This is a genomic window from Synechococcus sp. A15-62 (genome assembly GCF_014280075.1).
Classification (GTDB): Bacteria; Cyanobacteriota; Cyanobacteriia; order PCC-6307; family Cyanobiaceae; genus Parasynechococcus.
Window position 1 is genome coordinate 826,289 of the sequence record NZ_CP047950.1, and the last position, 16,119, is coordinate 842,407.

At 54.7% G+C, this 16,119-nt stretch carries 20 protein-coding genes and 1 tRNA gene; 15 read left to right on the plus strand and 6 right to left on the minus strand.

Annotation, left to right across the window (positions count from 1 at the left end; translation table 11 throughout):
• The first annotated feature begins 9 nt into the window (after positions 1-9).
• The 11 genes from ftsH to SynA1562_RS04585 all read left to right on the plus strand — a co-directional run bounded on the left by ftsH (position 10) and on the right by SynA1562_RS04585 (position 8,094).
• Complete coding sequence (gene ftsH, locus SynA1562_RS04535; RefSeq protein WP_186494916.1) at positions 10-1,884, plus strand: ATP-dependent zinc metalloprotease FtsH; 1,875 nt, start codon at positions 10-12, stop codon at positions 1,882-1,884.
• A gap of 45 nt (positions 1,885-1,929) precedes the next feature.
• A complete protein-coding gene (gene argF / locus SynA1562_RS04540; RefSeq protein WP_186494917.1) occupies positions 1,930-2,886 on the plus strand; it encodes an ornithine carbamoyltransferase in 957 nt (318 codons plus the stop codon).
• Positions 2,883-3,206 (plus strand): hypothetical protein, encoded by a 324-nt coding sequence (locus SynA1562_RS04545; protein WP_186494918.1) that lies wholly within the window; start codon positions 2,883-2,885, stop codon positions 3,204-3,206. Before argF ends, SynA1562_RS04545 begins: the two co-directional genes overlap by 4 nt.
• A gap of 11 nt (positions 3,207-3,217) precedes the next feature.
• Positions 3,218-3,442, plus strand: coding sequence for a hypothetical protein (locus SynA1562_RS04550; protein ID WP_186494919.1), 225 nt, complete (start codon positions 3,218-3,220; stop codon positions 3,440-3,442).
• A gap of 67 nt (positions 3,443-3,509) precedes the next feature.
• Entirely contained in the window at positions 3,510-4,133 is a 624-nt protein-coding gene (lexA, locus tag SynA1562_RS04555) for a transcriptional repressor LexA (protein ID WP_186494920.1), read from the plus strand.
• Positions 4,134-4,193: 60 nt separating this feature from the next.
• Positions 4,194-4,266 (plus strand) — tRNA-Ala (locus SynA1562_RS04560).
• 154 nt (positions 4,267-4,420) lie between these two features.
• Positions 4,421-4,606 carry a hypothetical protein gene (locus SynA1562_RS04565; protein WP_186494921.1) on the plus strand — a complete coding sequence of 62 codons (186 nt, stop codon included), beginning with the start codon at positions 4,421-4,423 and terminating at the stop codon, positions 4,604-4,606.
• A gap of 387 nt (positions 4,607-4,993) precedes the next feature.
• A complete protein-coding gene (locus SynA1562_RS04570; protein ID WP_186494922.1) occupies positions 4,994-5,323 on the plus strand; it encodes a hypothetical protein in 330 nt (109 codons plus the stop codon).
• Positions 5,286-5,594, plus strand: a complete 309-nt coding sequence (locus tag SynA1562_RS04575) for a hypothetical protein (protein ID WP_255445732.1) — start codon at positions 5,286-5,288, stop codon at positions 5,592-5,594. Before SynA1562_RS04570 ends, SynA1562_RS04575 begins: the two co-directional genes overlap by 38 nt.
• 60 nt (positions 5,595-5,654) lie before the next feature.
• The gene (locus SynA1562_RS04580; protein ID WP_186494923.1) at positions 5,655-6,617 is read left to right on the plus strand and encodes a hypothetical protein; all 963 of its coding nucleotides are present in this window, start codon (positions 5,655-5,657) and stop codon (positions 6,615-6,617) included.
• Positions 6,607-8,094, plus strand: coding sequence for a VapE domain-containing protein (locus SynA1562_RS04585; protein ID WP_186494924.1), 1,488 nt, complete (start codon positions 6,607-6,609; stop codon positions 8,092-8,094). Before SynA1562_RS04580 ends, SynA1562_RS04585 begins: the two co-directional genes overlap by 11 nt.
• 443 nt (positions 8,095-8,537) lie before the next feature.
• On the opposite strand, the gene SynA1562_RS04590 is transcribed toward SynA1562_RS04585, so the two are convergent.
• On the minus strand, positions 8,538-9,065 hold the full coding sequence (locus tag SynA1562_RS04590) for a site-specific integrase (protein ID WP_255445733.1): 528 nt from the start codon (positions 9,063-9,065) through the stop codon (positions 8,538-8,540).
• A gap of 802 nt (positions 9,066-9,867) precedes the next feature.
• Here SynA1562_RS04590 and SynA1562_RS04595 point away from each other — a divergent pair.
• Together SynA1562_RS04595 and SynA1562_RS04600 are read left to right on the plus strand one after the other, a co-directional pair.
• Positions 9,868-10,125 (plus strand): hypothetical protein, encoded by a 258-nt coding sequence (locus SynA1562_RS04595; RefSeq protein WP_186494926.1) that lies wholly within the window; start codon positions 9,868-9,870, stop codon positions 10,123-10,125.
• A gap of 125 nt (positions 10,126-10,250) precedes the next feature.
• Entirely contained in the window at positions 10,251-10,697 is a 447-nt protein-coding gene (locus SynA1562_RS04600) for a hypothetical protein (protein WP_186494927.1), read from the plus strand.
• 529 nt (positions 10,698-11,226) lie between these two features.
• Here the strand turns inward: SynA1562_RS04600 and SynA1562_RS04605 are convergent.
• The 3 genes from SynA1562_RS04605 to SynA1562_RS04615 all read right to left on the minus strand — a co-directional run bounded on the left by SynA1562_RS04605 (position 11,227) and on the right by SynA1562_RS04615 (position 13,688).
• Positions 11,227-12,531 carry a hypothetical protein gene (locus SynA1562_RS04605; RefSeq protein ID WP_186494928.1) on the minus strand — a complete coding sequence of 435 codons (1,305 nt, stop codon included), beginning with the start codon at positions 12,529-12,531 and terminating at the stop codon, positions 11,227-11,229.
• Positions 12,492-12,794, minus strand: coding sequence for a hypothetical protein (locus SynA1562_RS04610; protein WP_186494929.1), 303 nt, complete (start codon positions 12,792-12,794; stop codon positions 12,492-12,494). Before SynA1562_RS04610 ends, SynA1562_RS04605 begins: the two co-directional genes overlap by 40 nt.
• Positions 12,795-13,406: 612 nt before the next feature.
• The gene (locus tag SynA1562_RS04615) at positions 13,407-13,688 is read right to left on the minus strand and encodes a hypothetical protein (protein WP_186494930.1); all 282 of its coding nucleotides are present in this window, start codon (positions 13,686-13,688) and stop codon (positions 13,407-13,409) included.
• Positions 13,689-14,060: 372 nt separating this feature from the next.
• On the opposite strand from SynA1562_RS04615, the gene grrA reads away from it, so the two are divergent.
• Positions 14,061-14,417 (plus strand): GrrA/OscA1 family cyclophane-containing rSAM-modified RiPP, encoded by a 357-nt coding sequence (gene grrA, locus SynA1562_RS13145; RefSeq protein WP_186494931.1) that lies wholly within the window; start codon positions 14,061-14,063, stop codon positions 14,415-14,417.
• 365 nt (positions 14,418-14,782) lie between these two features.
• Positions 14,783-15,244 (plus strand): hypothetical protein, encoded by a 462-nt coding sequence (locus SynA1562_RS12975; protein WP_255445735.1) that lies wholly within the window; start codon positions 14,783-14,785, stop codon positions 15,242-15,244.
• A gap of 146 nt (positions 15,245-15,390) precedes the next feature.
• Here SynA1562_RS12975 and SynA1562_RS04630 read toward each other — a convergent pair whose 3' ends face one another.
• Positions 15,391-15,603 carry a hypothetical protein gene (locus SynA1562_RS04630; protein WP_186494932.1) on the minus strand — a complete coding sequence of 71 codons (213 nt, stop codon included), beginning with the start codon at positions 15,601-15,603 and terminating at the stop codon, positions 15,391-15,393.
• 274 nt (positions 15,604-15,877) lie between these two features.
• Complete coding sequence (locus tag SynA1562_RS04635) at positions 15,878-16,105, minus strand: DUF3136 domain-containing protein (RefSeq protein WP_186494933.1); 228 nt, start codon at positions 16,103-16,105, stop codon at positions 15,878-15,880.
• Positions 16,106-16,119 lie beyond the last annotated feature (14 nt).

A 16,119-nucleotide genomic window follows, 5' to 3' on the forward strand; every position in this document is an offset into this window, starting at 1 on the left:
AGGCCATCCATGCCGATCCGCCAGGACGACAACCAGCCGAACCGTCGCTTCGGGATCATCAACCTGGTGCTGATTGGTTTCGGGGTGCTGCTGCTGGCCAGCAGCTTTCTCCCCAGCAATGGCATGCAGCAGGTGCCGCGGGTGCCCTACTCCCTGTTCATTGATCAGGTGAATGACGGTGCGGTGAAGCGGGCCTTCATCACGCAGGACCAGATCCGCTACGAGCTGAGTGATCCCGAGGAGGGCACGCCTCCGGTGCTGGCCACCACGCCGATCTTCGATATGGATCTGCCCCAACGCCTCGAGACCAAGGGCGTTGAATTCGCGGCAGCCCCTCCGAAGAAGCCGAATATTTTCACCACCATCCTTAGTTGGGTGGTGCCGCCCCTGATCTTCATCCTGGTGCTGCAGTTCTTCGCTCGTCGCTCGATGGGCGGTGGTGCACAGGGGGCGTTGAGCTTCACAAAGAGCAAGGCCAAGGTGTACGTACCCGATGAGGAGTCGCGGATCACTTTCGCCGACGTGGCGGGTGTGGATGAAGCGAAGCAGGAACTTACTGAGATCGTTGACTTTCTCAAGCGCCCTGAGCGGTACGCCGAGATCGGTGCTCGCATCCCCAAGGGTGTGCTATTGGTCGGACCTCCCGGCACTGGTAAGACCCTTCTTTCCAAGGCCGTGGCTGGTGAAGCCGAAGTGCCCTTCTTCATTATTTCCGGCTCGGAGTTCGTTGAACTCTTCGTTGGTGCCGGTGCTGCACGGGTCCGCGACCTGTTCGAGGAAGCCAAGAAAAAAGCGCCCTGCATCATTTTTATCGACGAACTCGACGCCATCGGCAAGAGCCGTTCAGGGTCCATGGGCGTTGTCGGCGGCAACGACGAACGGGAGCAGACCCTCAACCAGCTGCTCACCGAGATGGATGGTTTCACCGCCCAGGACAAGCCGGTGATCGTTCTGGCAGCGACCAACCAGCCCGAGGTGCTGGATGCTGCCTTGCTGCGTCCAGGCCGCTTCGACCGGCAAGTGCTGGTGGACCGTCCGGACCTCTCCGGCCGCAAGACCATCCTCGAGATCTACGCCAAGAAGGTGAAGCTTGCTGCAGGCGTAGACCTCGACAGCGTGGCTCAGGCCACTAGCGGCTTCGCTGGAGCTGATCTCGCCAACCTGGTGAATGAAGCTGCCCTGCTCGCAGCCCGTGCCCAGCGCACCAGCGTTGAGCAGCAGGACCTCGGTGAAGCGATCGAGCGTGTTGTGGCCGGTCTGGAGAAGAAGAGCCGCGTTCTTCAGGACGATGAGAAGAAGGTGGTGGCTTATCACGAGGTGGGCCACGCGATCGTGGGCCATCTCATGCCTGGCGGCAGCAAGGTGGCCAAGATCTCGATCGTGCCCCGCGGCATGAGCGCCCTGGGCTACACCCTGCAGCTGCCTACCGAAGAACGTTTCCTCAACTCCAAGGAGGAACTCCAGGGCCAGATCGCCACGCTTCTGGGGGGTCGCTCGGCTGAGGAGATCGTCTTCGGCAAAATCACCACGGGTGCTGCCAACGACCTGCAGCGGGCCACCGATCTGGCTGAGCAGATGGTTGGCACCTACGGCATGAGCGACACCCTGGGGCCCCTGGCCTACGACAAGCAGGGCGGTGGCCGTTTCCTTGGTGGGGGCAACAACCCACGCCGCTCGGTGAGTGATGCCACGGCCCAGGCCATTGATAAGGAAGTCCGCGGGCTGGTGGATCAGGCCCACGACGACGCCCTCTCGATCCTGCGCGAGAACATGGCGCTGCTCGAGACGATCGCCCAGAAGATCCTTGAAAAAGAAGTGATCGAGGGGGATGACCTCAAGCAGATGCTTGAGGCGAGTGTGCTGCCGTCGGGTGTGACCGCTTGACGGCAGCGGGCCTCATCCCCGATAACAGTCCTTTGAACCGTCGCGATGGCTACCGCTTCTGCGGGCGTTGCTGCAGTCCTCTCTCCGCTGTGTGGACGTGACTTCCTTTCCTCAGCGGATTGCTCCGCTGGCGAAACAGCAGCGTTGCTGGACCTGGCTGCACAACTGAAGAGCGGCGATCGTCGAATCGATCTCGGCAATCGCGTGCTGGGTCTGATCTTCAGCAAGGCCTCCACCCGAACCCGTGTGAGTTTTCAGGTGGCCATGGCTCGCCTCGGCGGCCAGACGGTGGACCTCAACCCTTCCGTCACCCAGCTCGGCCGCGGTGAGCCGCTGGAGGACACGGCCCGGGTTCTCAGCCGTTACTGCGACGTGCTGGCGATTCGCACCTTCGCTCAGCAGGAACTGGTGGACTATGCCCACTGGGCCTCGGTGCCGGTGATCAATGCCCTCACCGATCTGGAGCATCCCTGCCAGGCCCTGGCGGACTTCCTCACCATGCGGGAAGCCCATGGCGCGCTTCCTGGCCAGACCTTGGCCTATGTGGGCGATGGCAACAATGTTGCCCATTCCCTGATGCTTTGCGGCGCGTTGCTGGGGGTGAATGTTCGGATCGGTTGCCCTGAGGGCTTCGAGCCGTTGCCGGGCGTGCTTGAACAGGCCCAATCCCTGGCGCAGCATGGTGCCTCGATTGAGGTGGTAACCGATCCCCGTGAGGCGGTGGCGGGTGCCCAGGCCATTTACACCGATGTCTGGGCCTCCATGGGCCAGGAGGCCGAACAAGCGCAGCGGGAGCAGGCCTTTGCTGGGTTCTGTGTGAATGAAACCCTGATGGAGCAGGCGGCAGCCGATGCGATCGTTCTGCACTGCCTGCCGGCCCACCGTGGTGAGGAGATCAGCGCTGAGGTGATGGAGGGCAGGGCGAGCCGCATCTTTGATCAGGCGGAAAACCGCCTGCATGCCCAGCAGGCTCTGTTGGCTGCGTTGATGGGTGGTCTGTGACCGTGATCCACCGCTGGTTTGTGCCTTTGATCGTCACCGCCCATGCGGTGGCAGCGTCAGCGGATCAGGCCACCGATAAACATCAGCAGAGCACCATTGCCCGATGGACGGCAGAGAAAATCTGTGAGATGGGTGTGGATGCCTTCTATGCGTTGCCGGATCCAGAGCTCAAAACCATGTTTGAGGACGACACCTCGATGCGTTACGAGGATGTACCCACCGCACCGAATGATCAGGAAAAGTCCCGCATCACGGGGCAGTTGATGGGATATCTCATGGCGGCCTGTCCGCAACAGCTTGAGTCCTACAAAAACCGCTGAAGAGCATCGCGATGCGCAAGGAACGCTGCTGGGTCTGGTTCAAAGGTGGACTCTCTGAGCAGGGGCATTGGATGTCGGGCTGGGTGGCCAGCACAACTGAGGAGCCGGGGCTGTTGATTGAGCATCCCGGTTACGTCACCTGCCGGGTTCCGGAATGGCGTGTGGTGTTCAAGGAGCCCAAAGACCTGAACCTGGCGCCGAGCATTCCCGATGCTGCGGTGTGGAAAGTGATTTGAACTGAGCCTGCGCTTGCGGCACACGGCAAGGAACGGTACAAATGTATTGCCCGAACCTTTTCTTGCGGTGACCCGTGCCCCCCAGGAGCCCCTCACCACTGCTCAGCAAGAGCTGTACGACTGGCTAGCGGACTACATCGGCACCCATCGCCACAGCCCTTCCATTCGCCAGATGATGCAGGCGATGGGATTGCGCTCTCCTGCGCCGATCCAGAGCCGGTTGCGCCATCTTCAGCAGAAGGGATGGATCACCTGGCAGGAAGGCCAGGCGCGCACCTTGCAGCTTCTAGGCGACATGGTCGGCGCTGCGGGGATCCCTGTGCTGGGCGCCGTTGCCGCCGGTGGCCTAGTGACGGCTTTTGATGATGTTCAGGAGCATCTCGACCTGGCGCCGGTGCTGGAGACCCGTGGCCTGTTTGCCTTGACGGTGAACGGTGACTCGATGGTCGACTCCCACATCGCCGATGGTGATGTGGTGTTGATGGAGCCGGTGCAGGATCCCCAGCGGCTGCGCAACGGCACGGTGGTGAGTGCTCTGGTGGCCGGCAGTGGCACCACGCTCAAGCATTTCCATCGCCAGGGGGCGACGGTGGTTCTCGAAGCTGCCAACCCCGCCTATCAACCGATTGAGCTCCCCGCCGAACAGGTGGAGGTGCAGGGTCGCTTGGTTGCCGTGTGGCGGCAGGTCTGAGGATCTCGCGGTGTAAGCTGTGAAACGACAACGGCGGCTCTGAAGCCTCCACGTCGACATGGGGCCATAGCTCAGCTGGTAGAGCACCTGCATGGCATGCAGGGGGTCAGGAGTTCGAGTCTCCTTGGCTCCATTGGGATCTCACCAATCCAGTGAGATGAGTTAGGGGGAAAGCTAGGGGGATTTGACCCCAAGCTCTCCCCCTTTCTTGTGTCTTGAACGCCAATCCCCCTAGCGCTTGGGGGGAGGTGTGCTTATGACAGGTCCAGATCTTCGCCATGTAAGAGATGCTCACCTTGGCGCGGATTTACACCTATTCGAAGACTGACCTGGGTGACGAAAAATTTGAGTTGATAGAGGTCGAGCACGATCATCTCGATAAAACTGTGGAGTCTTTGGTTCGAAATGGGTATGAGCTCATGCCAGAAGGAATAACTCCTGAGAAGTACATCGACCACATCGTTGAAGTGTGAAGGGGATTGTGGGCGAAGTGCTCAAAGGTGTTGTTTTTACGGCCATAGGTGCTGCTCTATTTGCGGCAAATCCCAGAGTTGGTACTGCCGGTGGGCCTTACCTTTTTAGTTGTACCGCAGGATTAGGCCTTCGTTGGGACTCTTCTGAAAATAGGTTGCGTGTGATGGACAAACTCCAATGCCCTGCTGACTAAACAGCTCGGAAGCGACTTTTACAAGCTGTTAGGTATTGACAGCTTTAGATGTGGTGTTTAAGTTGTAGTCACCACAATTCATGGTGATCGCGCGAATAAGGCTCGCGTCCACCGTTGCTACCGGTCCGACCGGAAGTATGACCCCCTTCAGTGACAGATGAGTGGTGCTGTTAACAAGTTCTTTCCTTCTTAGATGGCAAAGAAACGGCACCTGGCCAAGCGTATTGGCGAGTTGAAAGGTCAGCCGATCAATATTCCAGATTCGATGCTTTCTGATGAGCGACCTGTTGAAATCAATGTGGTAGCTGATAACGGTGAGATTTTAAGAAAGTCTTTTCCGAGAACTGCGTCGGGCTGGAAGTCGGCGATTGAGTTTGGCTTAAACGATCTGGCCTTCAGGGAGGCAATGCTTTCTGGCGGTCAATACGTTCCAAAATGGTTCCGTAAATTTGCCATTGCAGAAGGATATATTTCGGAGACCTCCAATGAGCACAACATGGCTGAAAACACGCCCAGCATCTGAAGCGCTGGGTTGCTCTCCTGAGCATCTGAAACGACAACGCGATATTTACGGTGGATTTTTAGAAGCAGGCGTTCACTACAACCTTGGTTCCAGCGTTACTGCTGCGATCACCTGGGATGTGGAGAAGTGTCGTGCTGCTTTTCACCATCGCGGTCAAAAAGTGCGATTCAAGAGTGCACTCTTAGCACAACAAGGAGACAAAAAAAGTCACGCTTTGCCTGTACAGCAGAGTGAAAACGACCCCAGCTTTTTGTGCGCCGGAGAAAAGTAAAAAGGCCGAGCCGCTAACTCGACCACTGCAAACCTGACCCCGAATTGAGTCATCGTCATTATGGCATCGCTGCCTGGTAGTTCACTGTCAGTGGACACTTTCGATCGGTTAAAGCCGCTCGAAAATCTTGTCCGCTTCATTCCAACTGGTTCCAAAAAGGATGGTAAAAAACCGCTCATCAGAGAGTGGCCTAAACACCCTGGTTTCACTGTTCAAGAACTGCAAAAACAGTTCCCTCAAGCAATGTCCGTTGGTGTCGTCACTCAGCCTTTGCTGTGCTTCGACTTTGATGGTGAGACGGCTACTCAGCACGCAGTCTTAAACGACCGCGATCCTGATTACGTCAACACCTGGCGCATCAACAGGACTACTGATCCTCACCGCTACAAGCTGCTGTTCCTGCCCAGCAAAGAGCAGTTGGCGCAGCTTCCTAACGGTCAGATCACTCACAGCTTTAATACGCGGCCAGCTAGCAGCGTTCGTCACCCTTACGAAAAGGGTGCTGTTGTCTCCAAAGGTGAGGCGGAAGAAATCTTCTGCCACCCAGGACGACAAGTGATCGTTGCGGGTGCTCACCCTTCAAGTGGTGGACATTATTTCTGGCCCGTTGGTTTTGGACCTGAAGCGCTGTCTGCACCACCAGAGGAATGGTGGGAGCACGTTCTTGAGTTATCGCGGGACTATCCACGACCAGCAGCAGGAGCTAACAAAACTGTCAGCGCCAGTAGCTTCGCTAGTCGTGACTGGCAACGGATTGAACATTGCCCAATCTGTGGTCGTGGCCCTAACGACAACCCTCTCTGTCAGCTTCACCGCGATGGTGAAACGCTGCGTTGCTTCTTAGGTCAGACGTTTAGTCCGCCAACAAACCTTGAACCAGGTGAACTGGTGCCCGGCACTGATTGGGCGTTTAGCCGTGTCAGTTCCAGTGGTTGGGGTGAGTTCCTCACTTTTGTGAAGGACAACCCCAATCGTTACCAGCAGATCAAAGCCATGTTGCGGGGTTACGCCAATGGCAACTGATCTCGTACTCGCTGACCAACTGCCGCCAGGTTGGCTTGATGACAAGGAGGAAGAGCGCTACCGCCTTGAGGTGGGTGATTTGATCACCCTTCTAAGCGGTGCGCTCCGCAAGCGTTGGCGCTTCAACCTCATGACTAAAAAGATTGAGCTTGATGGCAAGCCGATTCCAGTCTTTGAGCTTGAGAACCTCTACTGCCATCTATCGCAACGCGGTTACACCATCTCCAAGGACAAGGCGATTGATGCCGCCAAAGCAGCTGCAATGGCGCACTCGTTTCACCCTGTCCGTGAATACTTGGATCGCATTGCGTCAGACGACAGCATCGTTGCCGCTGATCTTGACCAGATAGCAACGGCGTTTTGGGATACCGTTGATCCGCTGTACGACGCGATGCTGCGTAAGACGCTCATCGGTGCCGTTAAACGGATCTATGAACCTGGGTGCATGTTCCGTACCTGCCTTGTTTTTAAAGGCGGGCAGGACATTAGAAAGTCGTCCAGCTTCAAATATCTGGCAAGCCCGGATTGGGTGACAGATACAGCGCAGGATAAGCACGAGGATTTTCTCCTCGCTCTTCACGGTTGCTGGTTTTATGAGTTGGCTGAGTTGGACAGCATCACCAACAAGAAGGATGCAGGTGCGTTGAAAAACGACCTGTCCTCTCCGAAAGACGATATTCGTGTTCCGTACGGCAGAGCGCATGACACGTTTCGCCGTCAGAGCATTTGTGTCGGCAGCTCAAACAGAGACGATTTCCTCTGCGATGAAACAGGGGCGTCTCGGTTCTGGGTTGTCGATCTTCCGCATGATGCAGAAGAAGGGTTTGTTATCGACACCGACCGCATACGGGATAACCGTGATGCGATCTTGAAGGCTGCTGTTCTTGCCTACCGAACTGGTGAGCAACCGGTTTTATCCCGGGAACACCAGAACGAATCCAATCGACGCAACCTTGGTTTCGAGCGCAACCACCCGTGGGAGGACTATCTCGCTGACCTGTTGCATAACCTTCCGGCTCACATCAAATCGTTCTCCGCTGAAGCAGCGTTGAACATGTCTGGTGCCATGGGTACTTCGCCCGTTGGGTGGGACTACTCCTATTCAGCGTTGCCGTACAAGGACAGCGTTGAGGTTGGAAAAATCCTTCGCCGTTTGGGTTGTACCCAGGACAAGCATCCAGTTCGTAAAAACGGAAAGCGTCGTCGTTGGTGGCATCCACCTGACACAAGTGACACAGGTGTTTCTAGTAACCGTGCGCCAGCTCTAACCGCAGCAGTGGCAACGGATTTGAGCGATTTGGCACATGGCACTAGTGGATCTTCTTTAAAAGACTCACCACCCATAAACACGCCAGCACCTGCTGCCGCCTTGATGGGCAAAACACCTGTGCCACCTGTGCCAGAGGAAGATTCACCCCTCTTCCTGGCGGAAGATGACTTCAACAATGTTGCTATGGGGTCAGCTTGGGACGTATAAACCCAGTCATAGACAGGAATTTTTCACGTTCTTAAAGCGCCGATTTTCTGGAGAAAAAAAACCGATGGCCCGTCATAGCGACATTGAACGGCTCACGGCTCGTGTGAATAGGTTGTGCCGGTCTGTGTCACTACCTCAGATAGACATTGCTGTCTGGCATGAGGGTGACGTACCGCCAGACCCAAAGCCTTGGCAGTTGCGAATCATGATCGAGCGCCTTGATTAGTCGCTAAGTGCTCCGCCTCTACGCCGTTGAGGAATAAAGGGTGGCTGCTCTTTAGCGATCTGCTCTCCGTCTTTCACCAAGCGCTCAAGTTGAGCCTTAGCTTCTGACTCTTCGTCTTTCTTGGCTGTTTCTGGCATTGGTATGGAGCCTGAGTGGGGGACCATAACCAGAGCAAGCCACAGATTGTGTGGTCTATGCGCCCATTCATAGAAGTCGTTCATGCACCGGCAAGAACGCAAGCGCTCTTATCGGAGTCAGAGACTTCAATGTAATTTGCCAAAACCTGAAGATTGGAATGCCCTGAGATTGATTGGATATTCCGCAGCGGCACACCGTTCTGACTGCAACTGGTCAGGAATGATCTTCTGAAGCTGTGAGTTGAAGTTCCCTGCAACCCAAGTTCTTCGACAGCCTTCCGCAGCGCGTGGTCAAATCCACGTCTCGTCAGATGCGTAGAAGCATGACGACCTGGAAACACCCATTGCTCTGGATTGTTATCTGGATTGACAACAAGCTTCCAAGCATCAAGCTCTTCAGCAAGCAACGGATGAAGTGGGATCGCTCGCGTCTTGGTTTTGCCTTTAACAGTCGGAGCGATCAGGACAATTGAGCTGGGTGTTACGTACTTCCACTTGAGCTGCAAGCCTTCTGAAACCCTGGCACCAGTGCGTCTAAGCAAAGAAGCCAAGACAGCATGTGGACCAGGCAGATGAGCGTGCAACGCATCAAGCTCAGCAGTGGTCAAGACCCTCGCTCGATTGAAGCGATTGATCTTCATTTGTGATTTTCAAGGTGCGGTTGAGGCTAGTCACAGAGTGCGATGTCCTCTTCCTTACCGTAGAGGACGAGATCTGTACTTGAACAGCAACTACACCTGAATCACTGACAGTATCTTTTATCAAAAATCGCAATCATTATGACAATTACTGTCTTCGCAGATACTGATGGAATGTATCTGTAATCATCAGTATTGTTGTTATCAGTAAGTCCAATAGTAGGGGGTAGGGTTGCAAGTTTTTCTTATGCAATCCCAGCGCGGGGAACTTACTTAGACAACATACATACGGTGGTTAGTAACTGTCAAGTAGTACTTTAAGAGGGAAGTTGAAGCCATGGCTGAAGGGACCTTTTCGCCACGGCTATCAACCAGTGCGACCGCACGACGCACTACTGACATAATGACATAAAAGAGCGTAAAATAAAGGTAAGTTCTTATTACTGTTCTTGGACAGCGATTGGCAACTCAGCAAGGAAGATTGGGGGCTCATGGGCCGCTGTAATCGTGCTGCTGAGATGCTGTTCCCGTACAGCGGTCGTCAAGCTGAAGCCTGGTCTCTTTGGGCTTTTAAGCAATACAGGATGACTGGAAAGACCCCCGAGCAACTGAGAGACCAACGTTGCCCAGGGATAAAAGAACTGCACCAGCGCCGTCCACCTAAATCCAACATCTTGAGGTACCGATGAGCAACGAAGTCGCGTTCGCAAACTGGTGGGAAAAGGAGATGAAGGGCATCCCTTGTCCCCCGGTGCCACGGAATCTGAGTGAGTTGACGATGACTGCTCAGATGGCGATGCAAGCAACGCATCCACAGCTCTACACAGCGCTGTTTGCAGGCTCCAGTGAGGTTCGGCTGCCTGCTGATGTGTCTGTCCGTTTGAACTCAGGACAGCTGCAACCTGGCGACGCTGCTGCGCTTCGTGCTTCTGGTCTTGAAGAGCAAGCTCAATACTGTGAGCGACTTCAACAGCTCCAGACGGATCAGCGCATTGCCGATCAAGCGCTTGCATCACGCCAGAACTACTAAGCAGAGCGGCAGCGCTATGCCCGTTACAGCGAGATGGGACTGCTTGAACGTCTTGGTCATGCCCCTGCTTTGACCCCAGATCAGATTGCAGCGAATCGCAGGCGTTACGGCGGGGCAGTGCAGGAATGACAGAGCAACCAGCACCAGTAGGGCGACCAACACGAGAGCTGGTCTTGGACAGCGAAGGCATTCCAGCGCCAGTGATGATTGCGTTGGAAGCTCGTGCTGCTGGTAACTCTTGGAAGCAATCGGCTGAGATTGCTGGTGTTGCTGTCACCTCATTGAGGGAATGGCGCAAGCACGCCATTGTTCGCGACACGTTGAACGAGATGGTGCGCGACAAGCTCGCTGGCGCCACAGCAACGCTGGTTGATGCAACACCACTGCTGGCGAAGGAATTGATCTCGCTAGCCATGGACAGCCGGAACAAGCCGTATTCGCGGGTTAACGCGATGGCTCTGGTGTTCCAGACGGTTGCAACACATCTGATCGACCAATCGCAGCAAGAGCAGATGGCTGAGTTGAAGCAGCAACTGGAGAGGCTTGAGGCCGGTGCTCCGATTGATGTGTAACTCTCGCCACAGTTTGTGTTGTTGAGTCCCGGACATTTTCCTGCTTTAACCACAGTGGTCTTGAAATTCGTGCAAGGTTGTTGGAACCTCCGATTATTTCGAGTGAGTTGTGGGAAATTCGTACCGTGATTCTCTAGAGGAAGAGATCGAGATCCATCGATTAATGCTTGCTCGTGATCTGATAGGTCCCACTTCTCAGGGATCTGACATTCGTTTTGGGACTCTCTTGAGTAAAATAAGGGAGTTAGAAATGCAGCTTTCTGACTACGAAGATCAGTTTGCTGCTTAGTTCTCATGAACGATGGTTTTTTGTCACGACATTGAAGAAGTAGAGACAAGAATCCGCGCCGGTTGGCATATCGATCAACTGCCTCTATGTAAAGCAACATCAACCATGAACAACACGCCAGCACCTCGTTGTGGGAAGGTTCCACGTATGAGTGAAACCCCAAAAGAGATTCCGGTCTGGATCGGTAGAGAGTCAGGTCAACGGAAGCGCTATTTGAAATCGTTAGAGCAGGACCTCGCATCAGAGTTCGGTCCCGACTGGCGAGAAAAGGTTGCCAACCGTTCGGAGGTGTGACTTCTTCTTCTGTTCGTCGTCAGTCCAAGAGCCGTAGTGCTTCATATGCGTCTTGGGGTCATGCCCCATGTACGACGCAAGATCTCGAATCGGCACTGGCTCTCGATAGTGCTCGTATTTGACGGCCCGCCACGCGTATCCATGTCTCAGTGAGTAGGGCACCAGACCCTTTGTGCTGGCCTTCAGCGAGTTCCAGTAGTCATGTCGAGCAAGACATGTTGCAAAGGCATTACCAGCGCCTTTGAAGTCTTTGGCGTTGACGATGGCGGCGGGGAGTTTGACCAATCCCGACCTCCACAATTCAACGCAACGGGCACCCTCGCCAGGCATCTCAACCAAATCCAACGGCAGCGCCAACCGTGGTTTGCGTGGTGCCTTTGCTGTGGCCTTGTTGCGTTTGGTCGGCGCAACGTAGAGATCACCTTTATCGAACGACAGCGTTTGCAGTTCAGAGGGTCGGAGGCCGTACAGCCCAACCAGTGCAACCGCTAACCGCACCTCTGGTTTGCTGTCCAAGGACACCAGCAGCGAATGAAGCTGCTCTGGCATGAGAGGAACGGTCTGTTCAACAACAAGCTCACGCTCACCCTTCAGCTCATCGATGTCTTCCTTGTCGGGTGGCAACCACTGTTGAGCTGCACCGCAACGCTTGACCGCGAAATTCAGAAATCGCTCGATCGACAGCAAGTGCCGTTTACGGCCAACGCCACCGGCAGGGCAGTTCCCAAAAAACTTGAGCGCGTAGTCCTTCATCAGAGAGCGACCATCATGCGGCGCTCGTTTTGGCAGTGACAGCAGCTTCAGAGCGTTGTTGATGTGGGGGCGCTCGTCTCTGTCATAGGTGGACTGTTTGGGCACACCGCTGAGACGCCACTGCTCATAACGCTTGGCGACCTCAACCCAGTCCAACTGTCCTTGAACAGAGGTCTCCGGTACATCAACCAGGAGCTTGTATGACTCCGCCAGCCCCAGGTTCAACGACTCCATCCGGTCGCGAATTTCGCCAACCAGAGATGTGAGCTTGGTTGCTGAGCTGGGTGCCCAACTCAGATTTGTGGTTATTGCCTGTCTCCGCTGACCAGGAACAGCACGGCAGATCTTGATGCGACCGGACTGCTGCTCGATCAGCCACCCCTTTCCATGCTCACGCCGCAGCACGGAACGAACGTCCGTAATCCAGTCAGTCTTCGGCATTAAAGATCTCAGCACTTTTAAAGCGAATTTCGATATTCCTCGCTTGCCACCAACCAATCCTTTCCATTGAGTCCCTTGAGGATTGCCGTGTTGATCTTCATGACTCTTTTGTTCCCCTCAGAAATGGTTTCGCCAGAGGCAGCCATTGTTAGCCCCATTCGTGTCCAACTCTCCATCTGTTCATGTAGCTCTCCGCCGTTGTTGGAGAGCATGAGCAGCCTGTAAGCCGAAAAGATCGCCTGGTCGTAATCCGCTTTGGCTTGCTTGAGTTTCCAGAACAAGATGCCCGCAACACATAGCGAGATGATCGAAATAGACATGCGGATTGCTGTTAGAGACCTGCTTGCTGGGCAGGGGGTCAACTGTTCCCCCTAGTTTAGGGGGTTGTCTAGGGGGATTTGCTTCTGACTAGTCATGACTGGTTGTGAGTATGAGACAGAGAGTCGCTCAGAAAGCAGTGACAGCAACAGGTGTCTCTAGTATTCTCAAGGCATCTCGAAAACTAAGCTGGCTGCATGGCATGCAGGGGGTCAGGAGTTCGAGTCTCCTTGGCTCCATTCCAAAAGAGCCCAGTCCCGGACTGGGTTTTTTAATGCGCGTTCTTACGCTGGCTTGCCAGCACTCCATCTATGGCGTTGATCAGACTTGCCACGACATGGTGGGTTGCAAGCTCTTGTCATCAACCTGGGCGGATCGTTACTTGCATCCCATTGCCTTGTTCCCAAAGGCGGCCTCACTGCCAATGAGGGGGTCTGGCTCTTGACTCCATGCCCAACGCTTGAATCCTTCAGAGCCGACAGACGCTCCAGCATGGAAGCTGCAGGAGTAGATCCAAAAGGTGCCTTCGTCATTGCGGCCCATGCGTGCTTCAACGCTGAAGAGGACCCCAACGAGGATTGCAAAAGGCAGAGCTCTTAGAAAGTGTCTGATCATCAACTGAGATGACTCAGGGTCAACATGCCCAGTTGGAGTGATGTGGTCAATGGATGGGCTGGGCTTCTGAGGCTGGTTGAGGGCAGGATGGATGTATGGGCAAGAAATCCAAGAAGGCCAGCAAGGTGAAGAAGGTCCAGCAGGCCTTCACTCCCCTGATTTGGCACAAAACGTTCATCAAACGGATCAGGCAACGCTTTGGTTTGAGCAAATACCAAATGCTCTGGATCACTTTTGGCAAAGGTCTGGTGATCGGCTACGTCCTGGCGTTCCTGGTTCACCGCTGAATGGAGTCCACTCAGAAGCTTGTAGAAAAGCTCGTCGATAGACGGATGCAGAACACCGGAGAGTCTCAAGCGGTAGCCAGGGCAAACGTGATGGCTGCCTTCGAGAAGCTCAAGAAGAACAAGGCTTAGTGCTTGTGCCGTGCTTGGAAACTCTCAGCAGAGCCTCAGAACAAATCAGAGGGATACCGTTTAACTGGCAGGGCTCGAGGGCACACACGGAACCAGACCCAGGAGACCTTCTCTTCCCTCCTGGGTTTTTTATTGTCTGAGCAGAGCGGGAAAAAATTTCTGCAGTCATGACTCACCGATGACTCGCCGCTTCCATCGTGGCTAAACCTTCAGAAGTTCAGCTGCTCAATTCGGCGAATGAAGCCAACCACCCTTCTTGGAACTCTGGTCCTCCTCAGCACGTGGAGCAGTGTTGGTGCCACTGAGGCTGGTACATATTCCATCCAAAAAGCTGACAACAGCGTTGAAGAACGCATTGCTGCTGCACGGAGTGACGAAGGCTGGTCGAATCTGTTGAAGTCAAAGCTGCACCAATCTTTGGAGTTCGCTGCTTGGGGGAACGGTCGCGGACGTGGCTGGGCTAACGGCGGTGGAGGAGGTGGTGGCTTCGCGAATGCCCGCTATGGAGGTGGATGGGGTAACGGTGGCGGCTGGCGCAACGGAAGCGGTGCCTGGGGCAACGGTGGCGGTCGGCGTGGCTTTGTGAATTGGTGAAACTGCGAGTGATTCATCTTCCAACGGAACAATTTCCCCGTCAGCAATGGCGGGGTTTTTGCTTGAGCAGAGGCAGAAAAAAGCCGGGGCATCACGCCCGGCCCATGCGCAGGTGAATCTGTTGATTGGCTGAGAGGCGAAACGCAAGAGCGCAGCATGCTGTTCTCATCACGACCCACCTTTCCCTTGGGGTTCAGGGTGGTGGTGTCCATCGCTTGAGCCTGGCGACATCCCCCAAATGGGTAATCTTTGCGACGGCTTATCTCCCTCAAATGAGGGATGCGGTGGAGCAGCTGCAGCAGGGGGCACCACCTCGCGACGATCGAGGGCATTGACGGCATCATTCACGGAGTCGTACCTGTCCGATGCTCCACCGACTCTCGATCGGACAGCTGGCGACAGCGATCTCCATCGTCCCGTTGCCCGCAAAGGCTCAGTACGGCACTGCCGAAGATCTTGGTGATGTCATGAACATCAGTCTCAAGGATGTGGTCAGTACAACTTTCGCTGACCAATGCGCATTGCAGGTTGCCAATGCTGGTTCTGGGGGCTTTGGTTGGCTTTCTGATGAAAACAAGGTGTTAACGATCAGCGATAGCCTTTCCTACGACGAATCCCTTGACACAAGCTTTGCCTCAGATGTCGCATGGCGTTTTGGTGTCAATGGCTTGGATGATGGAAATGTAGACAGTGTCCTTTTCAATCATTCGCATCCATCAGCCCTCAGCGAACATGATGAGCAGTTGCGCCAGCTCGATTCATGTCTCTTTGGGATGACGCAACCAGTCGTCCTGCCACCGCTTCCGCTTTCTCCACTGAAGCAATAATTGCATTATCTCTAGCATGATAAGTAGGAATTGGCTGTCGATCTTTCCTGACTGCTGCTGCTTGAAATTAGCAAACTATTCTAATTGGGAAAAGTATTTATCTCATTCTTTCTCTCCTTAATCAACAACTCTTGGGCCTGCATTGATCAGGATCTGTTCGCCATCAGCCTGATGAATGATTCTTTGAAAGAGCTGAGTTCGGATTGGTGAACCGATTCGTTTTGAGGCATCAAGCTCTCAGGTTGTCGATGCCTTGGATCTTCTCCATTACGCCAAGGGGTGAACAACAGGAAATTTCCGGCCACCAGCCCTGCTGTAACGATTACCGCAACGAGCTGCTCCAGCTGTTCGATGTCCATCCCTGCATTGTCCCGCTTTCCCTGAGCAAGGACGTCCCCTTGAGTGTTGACGGGTCCTGGTTCAGCTGTGGCCGCAGCTCCAGGCACAGGGCCGCTCCAAGCATCACAGTGATTACTCCAAGCCCCTGGCTCAGCTTGAGCCGCCTTTTGGGCTTACGAAAAATACAGCGGGTCATACCAGGACCTTGCTTCTTATCGTGCTTTAACCCTTTCTTTCAGTTCAAATTGAAGCGTTTGCCACGAGAACGCTGGGAAAACGCTGAGACAACCGGTCTCAATCCTCTTTTGGGTTTTCTATGTCGCGGCGGATCAGGGCCAGCAGGTATGAGGGCGATTTGTAGCGGGTGGGCAGGCAGCGGTTCAGCGTTTCCAGATGTCCCCAGCAAACCGTGCGCTCAATGTCCTGAACGGTTTTTCCCTGCTGGAGGAGACGCCGCAGCGCCTTGCAATACATCGGATAGCCCGCCTCTAATTCACCGATGGTGAGTTTTGCCTGAGGCATAGGACCACTGAAGC

Coding starts and splice junctions, on each gene's coding strand:
- ftsH (WP_186494916.1), top strand. CDS start 10: ATGCCGATCCGCCAGGACGACAACCAGCCGAACCGTCGCTTCGGGATC.
- argF (WP_186494917.1), top strand. CDS start 1,930: ATGGCTACCGCTTCTGCGGGCGTTGCTGCAGTCCTCTCTCCGCTGTGT.
- SynA1562_RS04550 (WP_186494919.1), top strand. CDS start 3,218: ATGCGCAAGGAACGCTGCTGGGTCTGGTTCAAAGGTGGACTCTCTGAG.
- SynA1562_RS04565 (WP_186494921.1), top strand. CDS start 4,421: ATGCTCACCTTGGCGCGGATTTACACCTATTCGAAGACTGACCTGGGT.
- SynA1562_RS04570 (WP_186494922.1), top strand. CDS start 4,994: ATGGCAAAGAAACGGCACCTGGCCAAGCGTATTGGCGAGTTGAAAGGT.
- SynA1562_RS04575 (WP_255445732.1), top strand. CDS start 5,286: ATGAGCACAACATGGCTGAAAACACGCCCAGCATCTGAAGCGCTGGGT.
- SynA1562_RS04580 (WP_186494923.1), top strand. CDS start 5,655: ATGGCATCGCTGCCTGGTAGTTCACTGTCAGTGGACACTTTCGATCGG.
- SynA1562_RS04585 (WP_186494924.1), top strand. CDS start 6,607: ATGGCAACTGATCTCGTACTCGCTGACCAACTGCCGCCAGGTTGGCTT.
- SynA1562_RS04600 (WP_186494927.1), top strand. CDS start 10,251: ATGACAGAGCAACCAGCACCAGTAGGGCGACCAACACGAGAGCTGGTC.
- SynA1562_RS04610 (WP_186494929.1), bottom strand. CDS start 12,794: ATGTCTATTTCGATCATCTCGCTATGTGTTGCGGGCATCTTGTTCTGG.
- grrA (WP_186494931.1), top strand. CDS start 14,061: ATGAAGCCAACCACCCTTCTTGGAACTCTGGTCCTCCTCAGCACGTGG.
- SynA1562_RS12975 (WP_255445735.1), top strand. CDS start 14,783: ATGCTCCACCGACTCTCGATCGGACAGCTGGCGACAGCGATCTCCATC.
- SynA1562_RS04630 (WP_186494932.1), bottom strand. CDS start 15,603: ATGGACATCGAACAGCTGGAGCAGCTCGTTGCGGTAATCGTTACAGCA.
- SynA1562_RS04635 (WP_186494933.1), bottom strand. CDS start 16,105: ATGCCTCAGGCAAAACTCACCATCGGTGAATTAGAGGCGGGCTATCCG.